At 61.1% G+C, this 17,433-nt stretch carries 16 protein-coding genes and 4 tRNA genes; 13 read left to right on the top strand and 7 right to left on the bottom strand.

Translation table 11 applies throughout. The features are described from left to right. Positions 1-146: 146 nt before the first annotated feature. Both A5634_RS16870 and A5634_RS16865 read right to left on the bottom strand, forming a co-directional pair. The gene (locus A5634_RS16870) at positions 147-1,439 is read right to left on the bottom strand and encodes a nucleotide-binding domain-containing protein (RefSeq protein WP_065145170.1); all 1,293 of its coding nucleotides are present in this window, start codon (positions 1,437-1,439) and stop codon (positions 147-149) included. Next, positions 1,426-2,043, bottom strand: coding sequence for an SLATT domain-containing protein (locus A5634_RS16865; RefSeq protein ID WP_065145169.1), 618 nt, complete (start codon positions 2,041-2,043; stop codon positions 1,426-1,428). Before A5634_RS16865 ends, A5634_RS16870 begins: the two co-directional genes overlap by 14 nt. Before the next feature lie 109 nt (positions 2,044-2,152). Between A5634_RS16865 and A5634_RS16860 the strand changes: the two genes are divergently transcribed. From A5634_RS16860 to A5634_RS16840, 5 genes are all read left to right on the top strand, one after another. Beyond that, complete coding sequence (locus A5634_RS16860) at positions 2,153-3,967, top strand: N-6 DNA methylase (RefSeq protein ID WP_065145168.1); 1,815 nt, start codon at positions 2,153-2,155, stop codon at positions 3,965-3,967. Beyond that, positions 3,964-5,238, top strand: coding sequence for a restriction endonuclease subunit S (locus tag A5634_RS16855; protein WP_216638746.1), 1,275 nt, complete (start codon positions 3,964-3,966; stop codon positions 5,236-5,238). The genes A5634_RS16860 and A5634_RS16855 overlap by 4 nt, the downstream gene beginning before the upstream one ends. Beyond that, a complete protein-coding gene (locus A5634_RS16850) occupies positions 5,235-8,186 on the top strand; it encodes a type I restriction endonuclease subunit R (RefSeq protein ID WP_065145167.1) in 2,952 nt (983 codons plus the stop codon). Before A5634_RS16855 ends, A5634_RS16850 begins: the two co-directional genes overlap by 4 nt. After that, positions 8,186-8,515, top strand: a complete 330-nt coding sequence (locus A5634_RS16845; protein ID WP_065145166.1) for a M48 metallopeptidase family protein — start codon at positions 8,186-8,188, stop codon at positions 8,513-8,515. Before A5634_RS16850 ends, A5634_RS16845 begins: the two co-directional genes overlap by 1 nt. A 64-nt stretch (positions 8,516-8,579) precedes the next feature. Beyond that, positions 8,580-10,154 carry a hypothetical protein gene (locus A5634_RS16840; protein ID WP_065145165.1) on the top strand — a complete coding sequence of 525 codons (1,575 nt, stop codon included), beginning with the start codon at positions 8,580-8,582 and terminating at the stop codon, positions 10,152-10,154. Positions 10,155-10,171: 17 nt separating this feature from the next. On the opposite strand, the gene A5634_RS16835 is transcribed toward A5634_RS16840, so the two are convergent. After that, on the bottom strand, positions 10,172-10,594 hold the full coding sequence (locus tag A5634_RS16835; RefSeq protein ID WP_065145164.1) for an NUDIX hydrolase: 423 nt from the start codon (positions 10,592-10,594) through the stop codon (positions 10,172-10,174). 93 nt (positions 10,595-10,687) lie between these two features. Between A5634_RS16835 and A5634_RS16830 the strand changes: the two genes are divergently transcribed. From A5634_RS16830 to A5634_RS16810, 6 genes are all read left to right on the top strand, one after another. After that, positions 10,688-11,467, top strand: a complete 780-nt coding sequence (locus tag A5634_RS16830; RefSeq protein WP_065145163.1) for a GntR family transcriptional regulator — start codon at positions 10,688-10,690, stop codon at positions 11,465-11,467. Positions 11,468-11,567: 100 nt separating this feature from the next. After that, positions 11,568-11,990 carry a plasmid replication, integration and excision activator gene (locus A5634_RS16825; protein WP_065145162.1) on the top strand — a complete coding sequence of 141 codons (423 nt, stop codon included), beginning with the start codon at positions 11,568-11,570 and terminating at the stop codon, positions 11,988-11,990. Next, positions 11,987-13,309, top strand: coding sequence for an FtsK/SpoIIIE domain-containing protein (locus tag A5634_RS16820; protein ID WP_065145161.1), 1,323 nt, complete (start codon positions 11,987-11,989; stop codon positions 13,307-13,309). Before A5634_RS16825 ends, A5634_RS16820 begins: the two co-directional genes overlap by 4 nt. Next, the gene (locus A5634_RS16815) at positions 13,302-13,619 is read left to right on the top strand and encodes a hypothetical protein (RefSeq protein WP_065145160.1); all 318 of its coding nucleotides are present in this window, start codon (positions 13,302-13,304) and stop codon (positions 13,617-13,619) included. Before A5634_RS16820 ends, A5634_RS16815 begins: the two co-directional genes overlap by 8 nt. A 4-nt stretch (positions 13,620-13,623) precedes the next feature. Next, a complete protein-coding gene (locus tag A5634_RS27480) occupies positions 13,624-13,860 on the top strand; it encodes a helix-turn-helix transcriptional regulator (protein WP_081290483.1) in 237 nt (78 codons plus the stop codon). Then, a complete protein-coding gene (locus A5634_RS16810) occupies positions 13,860-15,029 on the top strand; it encodes a tyrosine-type recombinase/integrase (protein WP_065145159.1) in 1,170 nt (389 codons plus the stop codon). Before A5634_RS27480 ends, A5634_RS16810 begins: the two co-directional genes overlap by 1 nt. Before the next feature lie 25 nt (positions 15,030-15,054). On the opposite strand, the gene A5634_RS16805 is transcribed toward A5634_RS16810, so the two are convergent. From A5634_RS16805 to A5634_RS16795, 3 genes are all read right to left on the bottom strand, one after another. Further along, positions 15,055-15,128, bottom strand: a tRNA-Phe gene (locus A5634_RS16805). A gap of 33 nt (positions 15,129-15,161) precedes the next feature. Then, positions 15,162-15,238 (bottom strand) — tRNA-Asp (locus tag A5634_RS16800). A gap of 38 nt (positions 15,239-15,276) precedes the next feature. Continuing rightward, a tRNA-Glu gene (locus A5634_RS16795) sits at positions 15,277-15,349 on the bottom strand. A 125-nt stretch (positions 15,350-15,474) separates the two neighbouring features. On the opposite strand from A5634_RS16795, the gene A5634_RS16790 reads away from it, so the two are divergent. Together A5634_RS16790 and A5634_RS16785 are read left to right on the top strand one after the other, a co-directional pair. Next, positions 15,475-15,550, top strand: a tRNA-Lys gene (locus tag A5634_RS16790). A gap of 101 nt (positions 15,551-15,651) precedes the next feature. Continuing rightward, entirely contained in the window at positions 15,652-16,485 is an 834-nt protein-coding gene (locus A5634_RS16785) for a TIGR04255 family protein (RefSeq protein ID WP_065145258.1), read from the top strand. Here the strand turns inward: A5634_RS16785 and A5634_RS16780 are convergent. Then, positions 16,482-17,387 carry a class I SAM-dependent methyltransferase gene (locus tag A5634_RS16780; protein ID WP_065145257.1) on the bottom strand — a complete coding sequence of 302 codons (906 nt, stop codon included), beginning with the start codon at positions 17,385-17,387 and terminating at the stop codon, positions 16,482-16,484. The genes A5634_RS16785 and A5634_RS16780 overlap by 4 nt on opposite strands. Positions 17,388-17,433 lie beyond the last annotated feature (46 nt).

The following is a 17,433-nucleotide window of genomic DNA, read 5'->3' as shown; positions in this document are numbered from 1 at the left end:
TGCCACATGGAATTTCCTGCCATTCAACCCAGCCCGTGACATCGTCAGCGAGTTAGCAATCGACTCGGTCAATTAAGTTGGGAGGTGCCACAAAGTGATCCCAGTTTTATCGTGACCACGATGCGGCGACCAGCGAACGGCTTAGCTTAGGCATGCTGGGCCGTGGTGATTGGTACATCAATATGATCCCGCGCAACGACCACGCCATTCTTGATGGCGTAACACTCGACATAGTGCTCCCCACGGAACTTTGTGGATTCGCGGTGTGTTCGGGTGTCGTCGTTGATAATCTGACCCCGAATCTCGTTTCGTTTCTCCGCTTCCTCGCCGCGGTTCAAGACCTTCCACTTGAACTTGAATGGTTGCGGCACATCGCACTCCGCGACTGTGAAGTTCAAGGTTTTTTGCGGTCTGAGCCAGACATGTCGGGCAAGCATGCTGCGTAGGGTATCCGGGCGGAAGCCGTTTTGGGTGACGGTGCAGTCGATGGTCAGGGTGTACCGAACGTCCACTGGGAATTCATCTTCGATGAATTCTTCGGTGTGGTCGAACGTGTAGGCGCTCGCAGTCTTCGCGGTACTGTCGGCTGCAGGAACAGGCTTGCCGAAGACCTTCTTCCATTTAGCGTTGAGCGTCGTGTTGCCGTCAGCGTCAATCGCTTTGAGGCACAACTCGTACGCGGTCTTCGCCTTGCTCTGGAACCTCTTCTTGACCTTTACATCCTGCTTACTTCCCAGCGCCTGGTAATGGTCGTGATCGTCCTCTTCGGACAGAAACCTGAAGAAGTCTCGGACCATGAACGCATAAGTCGTCATGGTCGCGGAATGGTAGTCGGTGTCCTTCTGCAGGAAGTTGTACGCCAAGGTGTCCATCAACAGGCCACCCATGACTACGCCGTGCTTGTTCTTCCACGCTCGCGCCATCTTGCATAGTTTGCGAAAATTCCGATTGGTAATGCTGTCATAGTCTCGGGTCTCATTGATCTCCTCGCGCGGCTTGGTGACCTTCCAGGACTTCGATTTCGTATGCGGGTACTTGAACGAACCGTCCGCTTGCTCGAAGACGGGTTGTACCTCGAACATGAAATTTTGGAACGTCACGACGACCACCGGACTGTCAACCTTCACGCTGGATGTCGGGTAGCGCGCTTGAATAGCGGCGCGCGTGCGCGACAAGACATCCGAGGGTCCGTCCCCTCCTTCGTACTTGTCCCATAGCGACGACGGCAGAACGTAAAGCATGTCAAGGTCCGAAATGCCGCGAATTGCCGTGAAGCGCCCGTAGGAGCCCACCATGAGCTGATAATCCTTGGAGCTGTCGAGGTTCCGGAACTCCTTGTTCAGAACCTTGGTGATCTCATCGCGACGGGCACCGATGGTGCCGGCATTGTCGACCTGTAGGTTCGTGAGCAGACCCTCGAAAATCTCACTTGTCTTCATCTGCTGCTGGCTTTCCCTGTCGAAGCTGGGCTGGCAGCATCTGGTCAATCTCACTCTCCGAGAACGTCAAGTCTTCGCGGTTCTTCAAACCGTCCTGCGCAGCCTCGTAGGCTTTTGAGGTTGTGCGGGGAGCATCACCGAGGATGGCGAAGTACTGCTTCTGCAAATCGTTGCGTCGTTCGATTCCCTCCTGCATCGAACACGTTCCCGCTTGAAGGTCAACAATGAGCGACAGGTAGGACTCGCGGACATCCCACACCTTTGCCGCAGTGTCACGGTGCTGCTGCATCTCCTCGCCGTGATTGAAGTTCTTGCTGCCAAGATTCATCGCGGTGACGACCAACGCGATGAACGAGGTGACCAATGGCGCCCACTGCTCCGCGTTTGCCTGGCCGAGGAGCGACGCCACGAACGTGGTCGAGCTTATGGCTGTCATGGCCAGAAGCCCTCGGCGCTGCCACAAATATTTTCGGTAGCAGATGTCTGCCTGCTTCTCATGAGTTTTGTGCGTGTACGCAGCGCGTCCGTACAACTCACGGACTTGTGCGAGCAACAATTTAGGGCTGCCTTCCGCTGCTGCAGTCTCTTCCGTTGGCTCTGCCATACGGCCCCTCTCCTTTGAACACGCCGCCGGCGCGCAGGTGTCTTGGCTACCTTGGTCAACTGGCCAGACTAGGTTGTATTTGCTATATCACTATGCAAACATAACATACATGACGGAATCCTCGACCATCCCAACGCTCCTTCAAGTCATCCGTGCTGCGCTAGATCTGACCCAGGGTGAGTTGGCGGAGCGGCTCGACGTCTCGTTTGCCACGGTTAACAGGTGGGAAGCCGGCTCCAGCAAGCCGCAGAGGGTCCAGCTCGCCAAGATCAACGCTTTGGCCGAGGAAGCTGGCGTCGATCCCAGCGATGCCCCGGCTGCCGGTGGAGCAGTAGTCACCCGTCGCCGTGGCCGCCAAGCTAAGCCAGCGACTCCGACCACAAAGCCAATGGAGCAGATGCTGTGGGACGCCGCTTGCTCGATCCGAGGCGAGAAGGACGCGCCAAAGTTCAAGGACTACCTGCTGCCGCTGCTATTCCTTAAGCGCCTTTCCGATGTCTTTGACGACGAGATCGACCGACTCGCCGAGGAGTACGGCGACCGTGACGTCGCCCTGGAGATCGCGGACAACGACCACGACCTGCTCCGCTTCTATCTCCCGGCCGAGGCACGTTGGGCCGTCATCAGCGGACGCGTGCCGTACGACTGGCCTGACGACGAGCGCGGTCGGTCTACACGACCACGCGACATCGGTGAACATCTCACCAAGGCCGTGCGAGCCGTCGTCCGATTCAACCCGAGCCTCGCCGGAGTCATCGACGTCATCGACTTCGCGGCCGAGCGCAACGGTGAGCGAGACATCAACCCCGCCAAGCTCAATGGCGTCGTCGAGACATTTTCCGACCCGCGTTATCGCCTCGGCCTCGCCGACGTGCAGCCGGACTTCCTTGGCCGCGCGTACGAATATCTCCTCCGGAAGTTCGCAGAAGGCTCGGGCCAGAGTGCGGGCGAATTCTTCACTCCAACCGAGGTCGGATTCCTCATGGCGCGCATCCTGAGGCCGAAGCCAGGACAGACCTGCCATGACTACGCGTGCGGTTCCGCCGGTCTGCTCATCAAGCTCCAGCTCATCGCGCGCGAGCTCGACCCGACCGCAAAGATCCCACTCAAACTGTTTGGTCAGGAGCTACAGGCCGAGAGTTACGCCGTCGCCCGGATGAATGCAATCATCCACGACATGGACGTCGACCTACGCCGGGGCGACACCATGATCAATCCTAAGTTCCGGACATCGTCGGGATCACTCGACCATTTCGATCTTGTCGTCGCTAACCCGATGTGGAACCAGCCTTTTGACCCGAGCATTTTCGAGGACGACCCGTACGACCGGTTCATCAAACACGGTGGCGCAACGTCAGGCAAGGGTGACTGGGCCTGGCTCCAGCAGACGCTCTCGGCGCTCAAGGACACCGGCCGTGCGGCGGTCGTCCTCGACACCGGTGCCGTAACTCGTGGCTCGGGCTCGAAGAACGAAGACAAGGAACGCAACATCCGCAAGTGGTTCGTCGATCGCGACCTCGTCGAGGGCGTCATCCTGTTGCCCGACAACCTCTTCTACAACACGACGGCCGCTGGCGTCATCGTGGTGCTCAACAAGCGCAAGCCCGAGGCTAAGAAGGGCAAGATCACCCTGCTCAATGCGAGCAAACGGTTCTCCAAGGGTAAGCCGAAGAACCATCTTGTCGCTGAGGACGACCTCGCGAAGCTCTTCAATGCCGGTGAGGCCGTCGAGGGTGAGGTTGCAGTCATCGACCTCTCCCAGGCCGCTTCGGCGGACTACAACCTCAGTCCCAGTCGATGGGTTCAGCAGGCAAGGGCACTGGCCCACCGTTCAGTCCGAGACCTGTTGGCGGAACTTACCGAGCTGGACGGCGCTGCCCGGGAGACCGACGAGGCGCTGGCGAAGATGTTGGTGAAACTGTGAGCGGAACTTTCTGGCCGACGAAGTCGCTGGGCTACCTCTTTATCGTGGGTGCGGGCAAGACGATGTCGGCAGCGTCGCGCATCGGGGAGAACAAGGTTCCCTTCTTGCGCACGTCAAACGTTTTTTGGGATGAGATTGACCTCGCTCAGGTCGACGAGATGGCAATCCCTGACCGCGAACTGGCCGACAAGCTCGTCGAACCAGGAGATCTATTGGTGTGCGAAGGGGGCGAGATCGGCAGGGCTGCAATCTGGGAAGGCGGCCCTGCACCGATGTCCTTCCAAAACCACCTCCACCGACTTCGGCCGCAGGTGGCTGACGTCGACCCCCGGTTCTACGTTTACTTCCTCCAGTCGGCCTTCACCCAGCTCGGAATCTTCGAAGGAGCCGGCAACAAGACCACCATCCCCAATCTGTCTTCGGGCCGGCTCAAGGCTCTCGAAGTTCCTCACCCTCCGCTGGCAGAGCAAGTCGCCATCGCCGACGTCCTCAGGCACGTACAACGGGCCAGAAGGCTCAACAAGCGTGTGCTCTTAACGACCCAGGAGCTGAAGTCCGCCGTGATGGAGCAGTTGTTCACGCGGGGGCTGAGGGGCGAGGCGCAGAGGGAAACAGAGGTTGGCCCTGTTCCGGAGAGTTGGACGGTAGCCGCTATCGACGAACACTTCTCGGTCGTCTCAGGTGGAACACCCTCTCGAAGTAACGCTACGTACTGGTCGGGGGGCACGATCCCGTGGGTCAAGACGACTGAGGTGAACTACTCCGTGATCACCGAGACCGAGGAACACATCACCCAGGCTGGACTGAATGGATCGGCTGCGAAGCTGCTCCCCCCCGGCACGCTCCTGATGGCCATGTACGGGCAAGGCGTCACCCGCGGGAAAGTCGGGATTCTTGGCATCGAAGCTTCCTGCAATCAGGCGTGCGCGGCGATAACTCCGACGGATGACGTGGTCGCGCAGTACCTTTACCACTACCTGACATCGCGGTATGAGGCGATCCGCTCGCTCGCCCACGGCGGGCAACAACAGAACCTCAACCTCGACATCGTGCGCAAAATCGACGTCCCAGTACCGCCAACCATCGTCGAACAGCAAGAGATCATCGACGTACTGGATGCCCTCGACCGCAAAATCGACCTGCATCGTCGCAAGCGCGGCGTGCTTGATCAGCTCTTTAAGTCGTTGCTGCAAAAACTGATGACCGGCGAGATTTCGGTCGACGACCTCGACCTGAGCGCGTTGCCGTCAATCCGCGGGACTGCAGCATGAGCCAGATCAAAATTTCAGAGGCCAAGTCGGTGCAATTCCCGATGGTGAAGCACGCCTCAGCCGTTGGCTGGGAGGAACTCGCGCCAGAGGAAGCCGAACGCATGCGTCGCGGTCGGGCCAACATGCTGTTCCCCGAGGTACTGGAGAACAAACTGCGGCAGTTCAACCCGTGGCTGACTGAGGACCAGGCCCGCGCGATTGTCGAGAGCATTGAAGCGCTGCCCGCCACAATCGAGGGCAACCGAGAGGTGCTGCGTTGGATTCGAGGCGAACGTCAATGGCACGACGAGAACGAACGGCGCCAACGCCCGGTCCAGGTTGTCGAATTCGATCCCGATCGCCCCGACGAGAACGCTCTGCACGTCACGTGGGAGTGGAAGATCGAGCCGCCGGCCCGGGCAAAAGGGAACCGCGCCGACGTCATGTTCGTCGTCAACGGAATTCCGGTCACCATCGTCGAGCACAAGAACCCGAAAGACCGCGACGCGCTCACCAAAGCCGTGACCCAGCTTCGACGTTACGAGATGGAGACGCCAGAGCTTCTGGCTCAGGCGCAGCTTCACAACGAGACCCACCTGATCGAATACTGGTACGGCGTCACGTGGAACATCAATCGCCGCATGCTCTTTAGGTGGAAGCACACGAGCGACGAGTCCTACCGCGGTGCCGTACAGGCGTTCTTCGAGCCGCGTGACTTCCTGCGCACCTTGCGCGAGTGGGTGCTCTTCTATGTCGAAGACGGTGAAACGAAGAAATCGGTCCTTCGCGAGCACCAGCGCGGTGCAGTCGATGCGGTGGTCGCGCGGTGCGGCGACCAGGCGAAGAACCGGGGGCTGATCTGGCACACGCAGGGCTCCGGCAAGACCTTCACGTTGCTAACGGCGGCGCAGTTGATCCTCAGCCAGAAGGACCGCTTCAACAACGCAACCGTCATCCTCGTCGTTGACCGCACCGAGCTGGAGGGCCAGCTCAAGGAGTGGGTCGACAGACTGCTCGGCGAGATGCAGGCCAACGACATCCCGGTTCGGCGTGCCAACAGCAAGGATGACCTGCAAGATATCTTCGATTCCGACTTCCGTGGCCTGGTCGTCTCGATGATTTACAAGTTCGAGACAATCCGGAAGGACAGCTCCAACCGCGACAACGTCTTTGTCTTCATCGACGAGGCTCACCGATCGGTCGCTGCTGACCTCGGCTCATACCTCATGGCGGCGGTCCCAAACTCCACCATTATCGGCTTTACGGGCACCCCGGTCGGCGGGACACAAGGCGGTGGCACAAGTTCGTTCCAGATCTTCGGATCACAAGACGAAATGGGCTACCTGCACAAGTACTCGATCATTGAGTCGATCGAGGACGAGACCACTCTGCCGATCAAGTACATGCTTGCGCCGTCGTCGATGTCCATGGCACCAGAGGACTTAGACGAGCAGTTCTACGCCCTTGCGTCCGACGAGGCCGTCACCGACATCGATGAACTCAACAACGTACTGCGGCGAGCAGTCGGACTCCGCACCTTCCTCGGCTCTGAGAGCCGCGTCGCGCAGGTGGCTGAGTTCGTCGCGAACCACTTCAATGAGAACGTGGATCCGCTGGGGTACAAGGCCTTTCTCGTCGCGGTCGACCGTGAGACGTGTGCGAAATATAAGCGGGCGCTCGACAAGCTGCTACCGCCCGCGTGGTCCGAGGTGGTCTATAGCAAGAATGCGAGCGATGTCGTCGACCGTCCCGACGTACATGAGCTCCAGCTTTCCGATGACCGCGAGAAAGAGATGCGTCGGCAGTTTAAGAAGGCCAATCAACACCCCAAGATCCTGATCGTCACTGACAAGTTGCTCACCGGCTACGACGCGCCGATCTTATACGCGATGTATCTCGATAAGCCGATGCGTGACCACGTCCTCCTCCAGGCGCTTGCGCGCGTGAACCGACCATATGTCGACAGCGAGGGTGTGCAGAAGAAGGTGGGTCTCGTCGTAGACTTCGTTGGCATCTTGAAAGAACTTCACAAGGCGCTGCGGTTCGATTCCGCCGATGTCGAAGGCGCCCTGCAAGACCTCGATGTGCTGATGGCGGATCTACTGCTGAAGATCGACGCTGCTTCCACCGAGTACCTGCAGGTCACGCGCGGCCAAAGCGATGACGAGCAGTTAGAAGGCATCGTTTACGGCAAATTCGTATCGGAGGACGAGCGCAAGAAGTTTTTCGACGACTACCGCGATATCGAGGCGTTGTGGGAAATACTCTCGCCCTCAGCGGAGTTGCGCGACCACATCGCGACGTACAAGCGCCTATCTGTTCTGTACGCGGCCGTGCGAAACGCCTACTCCGAGGCGACCACCTTCACTGCCGATCTGGAGCACAAGACCAAGCGTCTGATCGAAGAGACCGCAACTCAGGAAGGTCTCGGTAGGTTTATAAAGGTTGCCACGTTCGATGTCCCAACATTGGAGGCCCTGGGTAGGGACGACGGACCACCCGAGGAGAAGGTCTACAACCTGTTGCGTGGCTTACGCAAGGAGATGGACGACAACCCGGCAGCCGCGGTGGCGCTCCGAAGCATAAAAGAAAGGGCCGACCGTGTCATCGAAAACCTCGAAGAGCGAAAGGTCAACGGCCTTGCCGCTTTAGATGAGCTCAAGGCAATTGCGGAGGAGAAGGACAAACTGCGCGAGTTCGCCCGGCAGAGCGGACTGTCGGATCGCGCCTTCGGCATTTACTCGGCGTTGAGAACCGAGCATTCGTTGCATGGGCTGAAGGTCGATATCCAGAGGGTTGCGGTGAGCATCGAGGTGGCGGTAGATCAGTTCCCGCACTGGCGCCAGAATCCCGACGAGCGGCGCCGCCTGCGCAGTGGACTCTACAAACCACTGCTGGATAGTCAGGTGCCTCCAAAGTCCTGCGCCGAGATTATCGACAACGTTATGACAGTGCTGGAGAAGGTCTGATGGCAAGGCCGAAGATGCCGCTGACCGCCGATCAAGCGCTAACCCGCAAGACGATGGCGTGGGCGACCAAGATTCGAGTGAATCCTTCCCGCATCCTGATCGCCGAGCTCACTACAAAGTGGGGCTCGTGCGCACCGGACGGTGTGATCATGCTTGCACAGGATCTTGTCGAAATGCCCCCGGCCTTCCAGGACTATGTCGTCGTCCATGAACTGCTCCACCTGCGATACCGCTCCCACGGGAAAGCCTTTACCGCGATGATGACTGCGTTCGTTCCCGGCTGGCGCGAGCTGGAGGCATCGAGCCCAGTGAGGGAGGTACGCGGATGATTTCCGCGGAATTGTCTTGGCTCCCCGCCAACGTGGGGTTAGGAGTTCAGGAAGGGGCAGGGTAGTGGAACTCCTGTACGTCGTTGAGGTCGACGTGCGTCCTAGCGAAGGTTCCGGCCTGACGCCGATGGGTGTTCGTGACCGCGTCAAACGCCACCTCGCCGAGTGGTTGAGCTTCGAACACACTCCGACACTGGATCCCGGAGCCTTCGATACCAACGGGACCACCACTCTCACCAGTAGCCACGAGGACAGAAACGACAGCCGTGTCTCTTGGTCAACCGAAGGCACAGCTGAGGTAATTGCTCTGGCCGTCACCGTGAGGACCGAGATCACTCGTAGTGGCCGAGCGGATTTCGTTTGCGTCGTAACGGTTTTCACGGAAGCCGACAAGACAGCGGTGCGGATTGAGCTGGGGCGTGAGTCCCTCGACGGCGTTCTTGCGCCCGCGGGCATCGACTTTTTCCGCCGGCCGCATCTCCTAGTCTTGCTCCTCCGAGATCAGGACCTACAGTACTGGTCTGGCCCCAGTCGGGTTGACGGACGGTTTAACTGGGTCAACCCGCAGCACGCGGATTTTGTGTGGGAGGCGCTGTCCGCAGAGGGGCGCCTCCTGCCGATCCTGCTCGTCGACGGGAGTGAGGACGCTGGCGAACGACTGGCGCGTAAGGCCGCCGGCGAACTGGTCGGGCTGGCACCCGTCCTTGCGGTCGATGCACGATCACAACGACTGCTCGCCGACAGGTTGGACCAGATCGAGGCATCCATCCCGGCGGGCGGCGCACGCCTCGTGTGGCCGGACCTATCACTGAGGCACCCGGCATTCGCAATGGATCAGACGCAGTTCGCGCCGGGCCGGCTATTCCGGATGCTCAGTTCGGTCTCGGTGACGGTTCGCGGCGTGAATCAGTTGCTACGCACGGCAGAGGCTGCTCGACGAACTGCGCGCAACAAACAGATCGCCGCAGATCTGGCCGCCGCAAAAGCGCAGGGCGACAATTCCAAGGAACTCGAGGCGCAGGATCGGATCATTGAGGAACTGCAGGAGGAGATCAGCCAATACGACTCGTGGTTTAAACAGGTTGAAGAGGAACGCGATCGATACAAGGCCCAGGCAGCACAGACTGCGTACTGGAAGCAAGAGGCCGAGCGTGCGCGTCAGTCCAGCCGGGTGCGCGTTATCGAATGGGCGGAAGCACCAGAACTTGACCCCATCAACCTTTCGGAACTGGCGTCATACCTTGAGAAACAGGGGCAAGGCGCCATTATTTTCACCCGTAATTCTTACCAATCGTGGAAGCGTGACGACTACCCGCATGTCGATGTGATGCGCGATGCCCTTATCGCACTGACAAAGGCAGCCATCGAGTACCGACGTCTCGGTTGCCAACTCGGCATGCTGCCTGACGATTGGTTCAAGCATGAGTGGGAGCTGAACCTTGCCTCGACGGATCAGTACATGGCCAAGCAAGGGCTTGATTCGTTCAGCCTTGACGGCAAGGTCTACAGTCGTCTGCCACACCTCAAGTTGGGCGACAACACATCGCCGAATGAAGTCGGCCGAGTGTACTTCGCCATGGATTCCGAAGGTGAGCGCTTCATCGTCGATCACGTCGGGTTGAAGCTCTACGGGCTCTGAGATTCAGAGCATGACGACTACATCAGATTGACCCCATCATGCGCACGCGACTGAGGCGCTTCGTCGAACGCATCCAGAACACGCACGCCGAACGCTGGTGTCATCGCACACTGTATTTCTTCCGTTGTCATCCAACGGATTTCACGTGCTTCGTCGGTCACGTGCGGTTCACCCGCCGCTGGCCGGCAGCGGTACACCAACGCAACGATGCCGTGCGTCAGGTTCTTGTAGACGCCCGTGAGCCGCTCCACGTTGACCTCAAGGCCGGTTTCTTCGAGCACCTCACGCCGAACGCCGGCCTCGAACGACTCGTCGAGTTCCAGGACTCCCCCCGGCGCCTCCCAGTGGCCGTTGTCATCGCGCTTGATGACGAGGACGCGTCCGTCGTCGCGGACCACAACGCCGGCGACGCTGACCGAGTGTTTTGGTGTGGCTGCCATGCGTGAGACTCCTCTGCGGCCGACTCCATTAGTGACAGGGGACGTGTCGTTTCCCTAGACTAGTCGTCTAGACGTGCATGGGAAGGCTCGCAGGTGCTGCAACTCGGTCAGATCGATCGCGCGGACGACAAGCCCCCGTATCGGCAGATCGCCGGCATGCTGCGTGAGGCGATTAACTCTGGCCAACTCACCGCCGGCGAACGTCTTCCGTCTGAGGCGGCGCTGATCGACCACTTCGGAGTCGCGCGAATGACGGTCCGCCAGGCAGTACAGGAGCTGCGTTCTGAAGGCCTGGCCGTTTCCGAGCACGGCCGAGGAGTGTTCGTTCGCCCCGCTCCTCAGATTCGCCGACTCGCGTCCGATCGTTTCGCACGGCGACATCGCGCGAGCGGCAAGGCTGCGTTCACCGTGGAGGCGGAAAAGTCGGGCTACACGCCGACGGTCGACAACATCACCGTGACGCGGCAGAGACCGAATTCCACTGTGGCCGAACGCCTTCGCTTGACCCCGGACGATGAGGTTCTGGTCCGATCACGGCGCTACCTCGCCGATGGTCGGCCGATTGAGACAGCGATCTCCTACATTCCTGCAGCATTCGCCCAGAACACCAAGATTGAACAAGTCGACACCGGGCCCGGCGGCATCTACGCGCGCCTCGAAGAAGCCGGCCACACCCTCGCCCGATTCACCGAGGAAGTAGGCGCACGGATGCCTACCCCAGAAGAGCGCCGAGCCCTGCAGCTCGCGACAGGAGCACCCGTCCTGACTGTCGTGCGGACCGCTTATGACAGCGACGGCGTGGCAGTCGAGGTGTGCGACACGGTGAAGGTCGCATCCGCTTACCTGCTCGAATACGACTTTTCAGCGCACTAAACGCTCAATCGTGAGCAACCCGCGCGAACTCCTTGACTTACTCCTCTAGACGACTAGATACTTAGTCATCTAGTACAGATGAGGCGAAAGGCGCAACCAAATGTCAATTCCCAAATGGCTTCAGGTCGGGCACGCGCAGGTGTTCTCCCTCGGCGCGTTCCTCGTGTCCGAGGTGACGCCGATGATCGACTTCGACAAGTCCTCCGGCGAGAACCGCGTGCAGGCGAGGGACCGCGACACTGGATTGCCGATGTGGCAGGTCGAAGCGCTCGACGGTGATCCCGCCGCGCCGAAGCGAAGCCGCACGGTGACCGTCAAGTTCGCCGCGCCGACGCAGCCGGCTGCACCGAGCAATTCAAGCGGAACACCTTTCACACCAGTGGTTTTCGAAGATCTGACGGCGCTGCCATATATCGAGCGGTCGGGTGATTTCTCACGGATCGCGTGGTCGTTCCGAGCATCCGGGATGACGGCGCCGGGCAAGGCGTCCGCCGCGTCGAACTCCGGTCGGGCGTCGGCATGAATCCCGACGCGTACGAACTGACCGATCCCGATACCCCGTTTCGGATCGACCACGTGCTGAATTTCCTCACCGCTTTCACCCTGTGCGTAGCGGTCATCGCGATCGTCATCGGCGCCGCTCTCATTTGTTGGCGACTGCACTCACCAGAGACGTACGAAGAGCGGTTTGCAACGCCTGCCCGGCTCCTGCGCTGGCGCCTCTGGGCGCACCTCTCATGGCAGAAGCTAAGCAAGCGCTGCGGCTTGTCCGCTGCGGAGCAGGTCACGCGCCGCGACAGCGAAGGCCGACAGGTCACGTCGACCCGTTGGCTTCATCCAAAGCTATTGGCAACAGACGTATCTCGCACCACCCTGCGTCTGACTGTCCGGGCCAGGATGGGACAGACCGTCGAAGACTTGGAGCGCGCCGTTCCAGCGATACGCGACGCTGCGGGCGCTCACTCGGCACGGTCGGTCGTCGTCTCCCCCGGCACGCTGCGGATCGAACTGGTCATGCGGGAACAGCTCTCGACCGTTGGCCACGCGGCGCCGCCGACAGCGTTAGCCACAGCGCGGGTCACGCTCGGGCGATGCGAGAACGGCTCAGCGTGGAGTCTGCAATTGAGCGGTCGACACACCCTCACGGTGGGCTGCTCAGGTGCAGGCAAAGGTTCCGTCTTCTGGGGTATCGCCTGTGGTCTCGGCCCTGCTGTCGCCTCCGGCGTGGTTCGTCTGGTGGGTATCGACCTGAAATACGGCATTGAATTGTCGGTCGGCTCTGACCTGTTCTCGAAGATCGCCATCACAGAAGCCGATGCCGTGGAAACCCTTGCCGCGCTGGAGAAGTTGATGGACCAGCGCGGGCACAATATGGCCGGACACTCACGTCAGCACAGCGCGAGTCGTGATACGCCGTTGGTGGTGCTGCTGATCGACGAACTCGCCGGTCTGACCAACTACCTGTCCGATCCGGCCATGTGCAAAGCGGCCAAAGCATCGTTGTCGCGGATCTTGTCCAAAGGCCGCGGCCTGGGGATTGTGGTGGCCGCATTCGTACAAGATCCCCGCAAGGAAGTCATCCCCATGCGGGAATTATTCACCCAAACCATCGCGCTGCGGCTGCGTTCACGCGACGAAGTCGCGATGGTGCTCGGCGACGGGATGGTCGACAAAGCGCCCGCGCACCGAATCAGCCCCAATCAACCGGGCACCGGCTACGTCATCGCCGAAGACGGACAGGTGGCCAAGGTCCGATCCGACTTTTGGAGCGATGACCAAATTCGCGTCACTGCAAAGCGATGCGGCCGAGCACGCACACCCGGAGGAAAGCGCGATGAGTGACGACTGCCCACTCTTCGAATCATCCGATGAGAATAAGCTGGCGAGGCACGCCGATCTCATCCACCGCGCCCATCTGGTCCGCAGAGACGGATGGGGCCAGTATCGGAATCTCTGGTCGTGCGGCGAAGTCATCGGAACCGCCCTCGTCCTGGGTGACGACGCCGAGCTCCAGCGCTGCGGCGAGACTACGATCTCCGCGCTGGAGCGCTGGGCATTCGGTCTATGGGGAATGACCGGCGGCCAAGCCGACGCCGACGCCGGATTGCTGCGCACCCGAGCCTGGTTCGACTCGATCCGTGCAGCGAGGTGAGAGGGTGGTCACTCACGGCCTCCGCGAGGCTCTCGTCAATACGGGCAACTTCCCAGAATTGCTTACTGCAGAACAGGTTTCAGCGCTATTAGGCGTTTCCGCTGCAACACTCAACCGCTGGGCCGCACTCCGCGAAACCACCGGCGAACAGATCGGCCCGCCCTGCTACACACTGTCAGAGCGGGTACGCCGCTGGGACTGCGCAGAAGTCCGGTCCTGGCTGAAGCAGGTACGCCGGTAATGGCGGGAAACACCCCTCGCGGCATCCGAAAGCGCCTCAACGCAGCCGGCCAACCCCGCTACCAAGTCCGGTACCTGATCCGAGATCCGGACGCGCCATCGGGTTGGGTCGAAACGTCCGCCACGTTTTCGACCCTGCGTGAGGCGAAGGCGTTCAAATCCGAACGTGACAACGAAGCCGCGCTCGGCGCACGTCGATTCGACCCACGCCTCGGACGCACGCCGCTAAACCGGATCTGGACGCAGTTCTCCGATTCCAAGAAACCCGCGGTGTCGCCGAAGACCTGGAGCGGATACGTCCAACACTGGGAACTGCGCATCGCGCCGCGGTTCGGCCATATCCCCGTCGACGAGATCACTCGCGCCGACGTTCAGGCGTTCGTTGACGGCCTGACGGTCGGCCCGTGGGCGAAAGTGTCCACGCTGCGTCTCGTGCGCTCGATTCTCGACATCGCCCACCAAGACGGCCGCATCCACCGCAACCCCGCTCTTGGTGTCTCAGCGGGCCGCATTCCCGAGCGGGATCGTCATCGCTACCTGACCGCACAGGAGGTCCAGAGATTGGCCAGCGCCTGCGGCGACCAGGGCGACGTCGTGACAATCCTCGCCTACACCGGCCTGCGCTGGTCCGAACTCGTCGGCCTCCGCGTCAAGGACGTCAACCTTGCCGCACGCCGCCTCTACGTCCGACGGGCCGCACCGGAGGTTGAGGGCCGAATTGTCATCGGGCCTCCGAAGACCCGCGCCGGCATCCGAACCATCCCGCTCCCCCAAGTCGTGGTCGACATCCTCGCCCGGCGCATCAACGGCCGCGCTCCGGACGAACCAGCGGTCACCTCATCCAACGGAACAATGCTGCGATCCAACAACTGGCGCCGCCATACGCACTGGAATCAAGCCCTTGAGAAGACCGACCTAGCTCCGCTAACTATCCACGACCTACGCCACACGTACGCGAGCCTGGCCCGTAAATCTGGGGCAGACCTGCGCTACGTCCAGAAAACCATGGGTCATTCCACGCCGACCGTCACCGCGAATATTTACAGCGATCTCTACGCCGACGAACTAGACCAAGTGGCAACCAACCTCGATCAGCTTCACGCAACTGAGATTCAACCACCGACGACCGGACAAGAACCGGACGAATCAAACCAACCACCGAGTGCATAACCCGTGTCTATGCAGGTCAGACGAGTGGCCAGGGACGGGATCGAACCGTCGACCTTCCGCTTTTCAGGCGGACGCTCGTACCGACTGAGCTACCTGGCCGGAAGCCGGCAGGCAGGATGTGCCTCGCCGTGCTGGCGACCCTGACGGGACTCGAACCCGCGACCTCCGCCGTGACAGGGCGGCGCGCTAACCAACTGCGCCACAGGGCCTTGCTGTACTGCTGCTCCGCGGTAGCCCGCGTCGCAAGTACCCCCTACGGGATTCGAACCCGCGCTACCGCCTTGAAAGGGCGGCGTCCTAGGCCGCTAGACGAAGGGGGCCAGAACCGAATCTCTCCGGGGCACTCGCAACATGATTACCGTTGGGAGCCAAGCCAGCTTAGGTCACCCCGGCCCTAATCCTCAAACGAGGCCCGTACCGGCACACAGTATCCTGAGTCTCCGCCGCCCCTATAGCTCAGTTGGTAGAGCTACGGACTTTTAATCCGCAGGTCGTAGGTTCGAGTCCTACTGGGGGCACCAAACGGGTACCGACCGGTGCCTTACCGGTGCCAACCGGTCGCTTACCAAACCGAAATAGGGCGCTCGTTTGAATGCCGCCCCGCATGGTTATGCTCGCGGCTATGCTTCCGGACGTGAATCCCGATCACCAACCAAACGCACCCGTAGCCCTGGTAACGCTGGAAATCCGTCACCCGGCAACAGACACCCTCACCGAATCGGCTAGCCGGGAACTCAAACAACAACTGCTCAGCGACCTGCCGATCGAGCGCCAGGCCCAGGACGTGCAGTGGGGCATGACCGCCCCCGGCCAGGCCCCGCAGCCGGTAGCCGACCGTTTCGTGCGTTACTCCAACCGGGAGAACACCACGGCGGCCTCGCTCAAGAACCAGGCGATCGTCGTCGAGACCAGCGCCTACACCAACTTCGACTCTTTCCTGGACATCGCGATGCGGGTGGTTGACGCCCGGTCGCAGGTCTCCTCGATCGTCGGCATCGAGCGCATCGGCCTGCGCTACGTGCTCGAGATCCGGGTCCCCGCCGGCGTCGACGGACGCATCGAGTGGACCAACTGGATCGACGAGAGCCTGCTGGGCCCCCAGCGTCTGGCCCCCGGCGGCCTGGCCCTGACCGAGTGGCAGGGCGCCGCGGTCTACCGCGAGGCACAGCCCGGTAAGTCGCTGATCGTTCGCTACGGTCCCGGTGTCGGCCAGGCACTCGACCAGAGCTACCACCTGCGCCGCGTCACACCGGCCGGGACGGGCCAGTTCTTCCTGATGGACATCGACAGTTTCTGGACGCCGCCGACCGGCGCGATTCCGGAGTACAGCCGCGAAGCGTTGGTCTCGACCTACCGCGACCTGTACGCGCCTGCGCAGACGGTGTTCCAGGACATGCTCACCGCCCGCCTGAAGGACGAGCTGCTGCGCACCACCACCAACAACGGCAGCAACTAGGGCTTTAACACCGCGCTGGTGTAGGTGACGTCGGCGAACGCTTCGGCGAGTTCGTCGTCAGGGTAGGAAAACCCGTTCACTTCGTGCAGTTCCTTGGTGGTGTGCGAGGTGGTCTGCCAGCCGTCCCGGGATAGATAGTCCAGGATGTGGCTGCGCTCGGCGTGGTAGACGAGGTCGTTGAAGTCGATCTCGAAGCCGAGTTCGGACATCCGGTCATGGTGTGCCCGCCACCGCTCGTCCTGGAAGATCCGGGTGTCGGGGACGAATTCGAAGGCCAACCGACTGCCGGGTGCGCTCAACGCGGTGATGTTGTCGAACAGCGCGTCCTGGGCGTCGTCCGGCAGGTAGACGAGTAGTCCCTCGGCACTCCACGCCGAGGGCGCCTCCGTATCGAAGCCGGCCGCGCGCAGCGCGGAGGCCCAGTCGTCGCGCAAATCCACCGAGACGGTCCGGCGTTCGGCGGTCGGTTCGGCACCCAGATCCTGCAAGGTCAGGGTCTTGAATTCGATTACTTCCGGCATGTCGACCTCATATACGACGGTGTCTGCGGGCCAGGGCAGCCGGTAGGCCCGGGCGTCCAGGCCGGAGGCGAGGATGACAGCTTGGCCGATGCCGCTGCGAGTGGCCTCGAGAAAGAAGTCGTCGTAGAACCTGGTCCGGCTGGCCATCCCCTGTGCCATCCGGTCGGGATCGAACTCGGAGTCCTCCCCGGTGGGAATTTCGCCGTTCACCAGGCGGGTGTAGACGTCGATACCTACGGCCCGCACCAGCGGCGCGGCGAACGGATCGTCGATCAGCGCGTGCTCGGGGTCGCTCGCCAGGGCGCGCTGCGCGGCGACCATGGTTGCCGTGGCGCCGACGCTTGTCGCAAGATCCCAGCGGTCCCGATCCGTACGCACGATTCGCACTCCTCATCCGAGTCAACAAATATAGATAACCTAGTTACTA

The sequence above is a fragment of the Mycobacterium asiaticum genome (assembly GCF_001673365.1).
GTDB classification, from domain to species: Bacteria; Actinomycetota; Actinomycetes; order Mycobacteriales; family Mycobacteriaceae; genus Mycobacterium; species Mycobacterium asiaticum_A.
Note: the sequence above shows the minus strand (reverse complement) of the source record. Positions and strands in the feature narration are given on the sequence as shown.

What these genes read in the sequence shown, in the direction of transcription:
- A5634_RS16870 (WP_065145170.1), bottom strand. Translation starts at nt 1,439, where the DNA reads ATGAAGACAAGTGAGATTTTCGAGGGTCTGCTCACGAACCTACAGGTC.
- A5634_RS16865 (WP_065145169.1), bottom strand. Translation starts at nt 2,043, where the DNA reads ATGGCAGAGCCAACGGAAGAGACTGCAGCAGCGGAAGGCAGCCCTAAA.
- A5634_RS16860 (WP_065145168.1), top strand. Translation starts at nt 2,153, where the DNA reads ATGACGGAATCCTCGACCATCCCAACGCTCCTTCAAGTCATCCGTGCT.
- A5634_RS16850 (WP_065145167.1), top strand. Translation starts at nt 5,235, where the DNA reads ATGAGCCAGATCAAAATTTCAGAGGCCAAGTCGGTGCAATTCCCGATG.
- A5634_RS16845 (WP_065145166.1), top strand. Translation starts at nt 8,186, where the DNA reads ATGGCAAGGCCGAAGATGCCGCTGACCGCCGATCAAGCGCTAACCCGC.
- A5634_RS16835 (WP_065145164.1), bottom strand. Translation starts at nt 10,594, where the DNA reads ATGGCAGCCACACCAAAACACTCGGTCAGCGTCGCCGGCGTTGTGGTC.
- A5634_RS16825 (WP_065145162.1), top strand. Translation starts at nt 11,568, where the DNA reads ATGTCAATTCCCAAATGGCTTCAGGTCGGGCACGCGCAGGTGTTCTCC.
- A5634_RS16820 (WP_065145161.1), top strand. Translation starts at nt 11,987, where the DNA reads ATGAATCCCGACGCGTACGAACTGACCGATCCCGATACCCCGTTTCGG.
- A5634_RS16815 (WP_065145160.1), top strand. Translation starts at nt 13,302, where the DNA reads ATGAGTGACGACTGCCCACTCTTCGAATCATCCGATGAGAATAAGCTG.
- A5634_RS16810 (WP_065145159.1), top strand. Translation starts at nt 13,860, where the DNA reads ATGGCGGGAAACACCCCTCGCGGCATCCGAAAGCGCCTCAACGCAGCC.
- A5634_RS16785 (WP_065145258.1), top strand. Translation starts at nt 15,652, where the DNA reads ATGCTTCCGGACGTGAATCCCGATCACCAACCAAACGCACCCGTAGCC.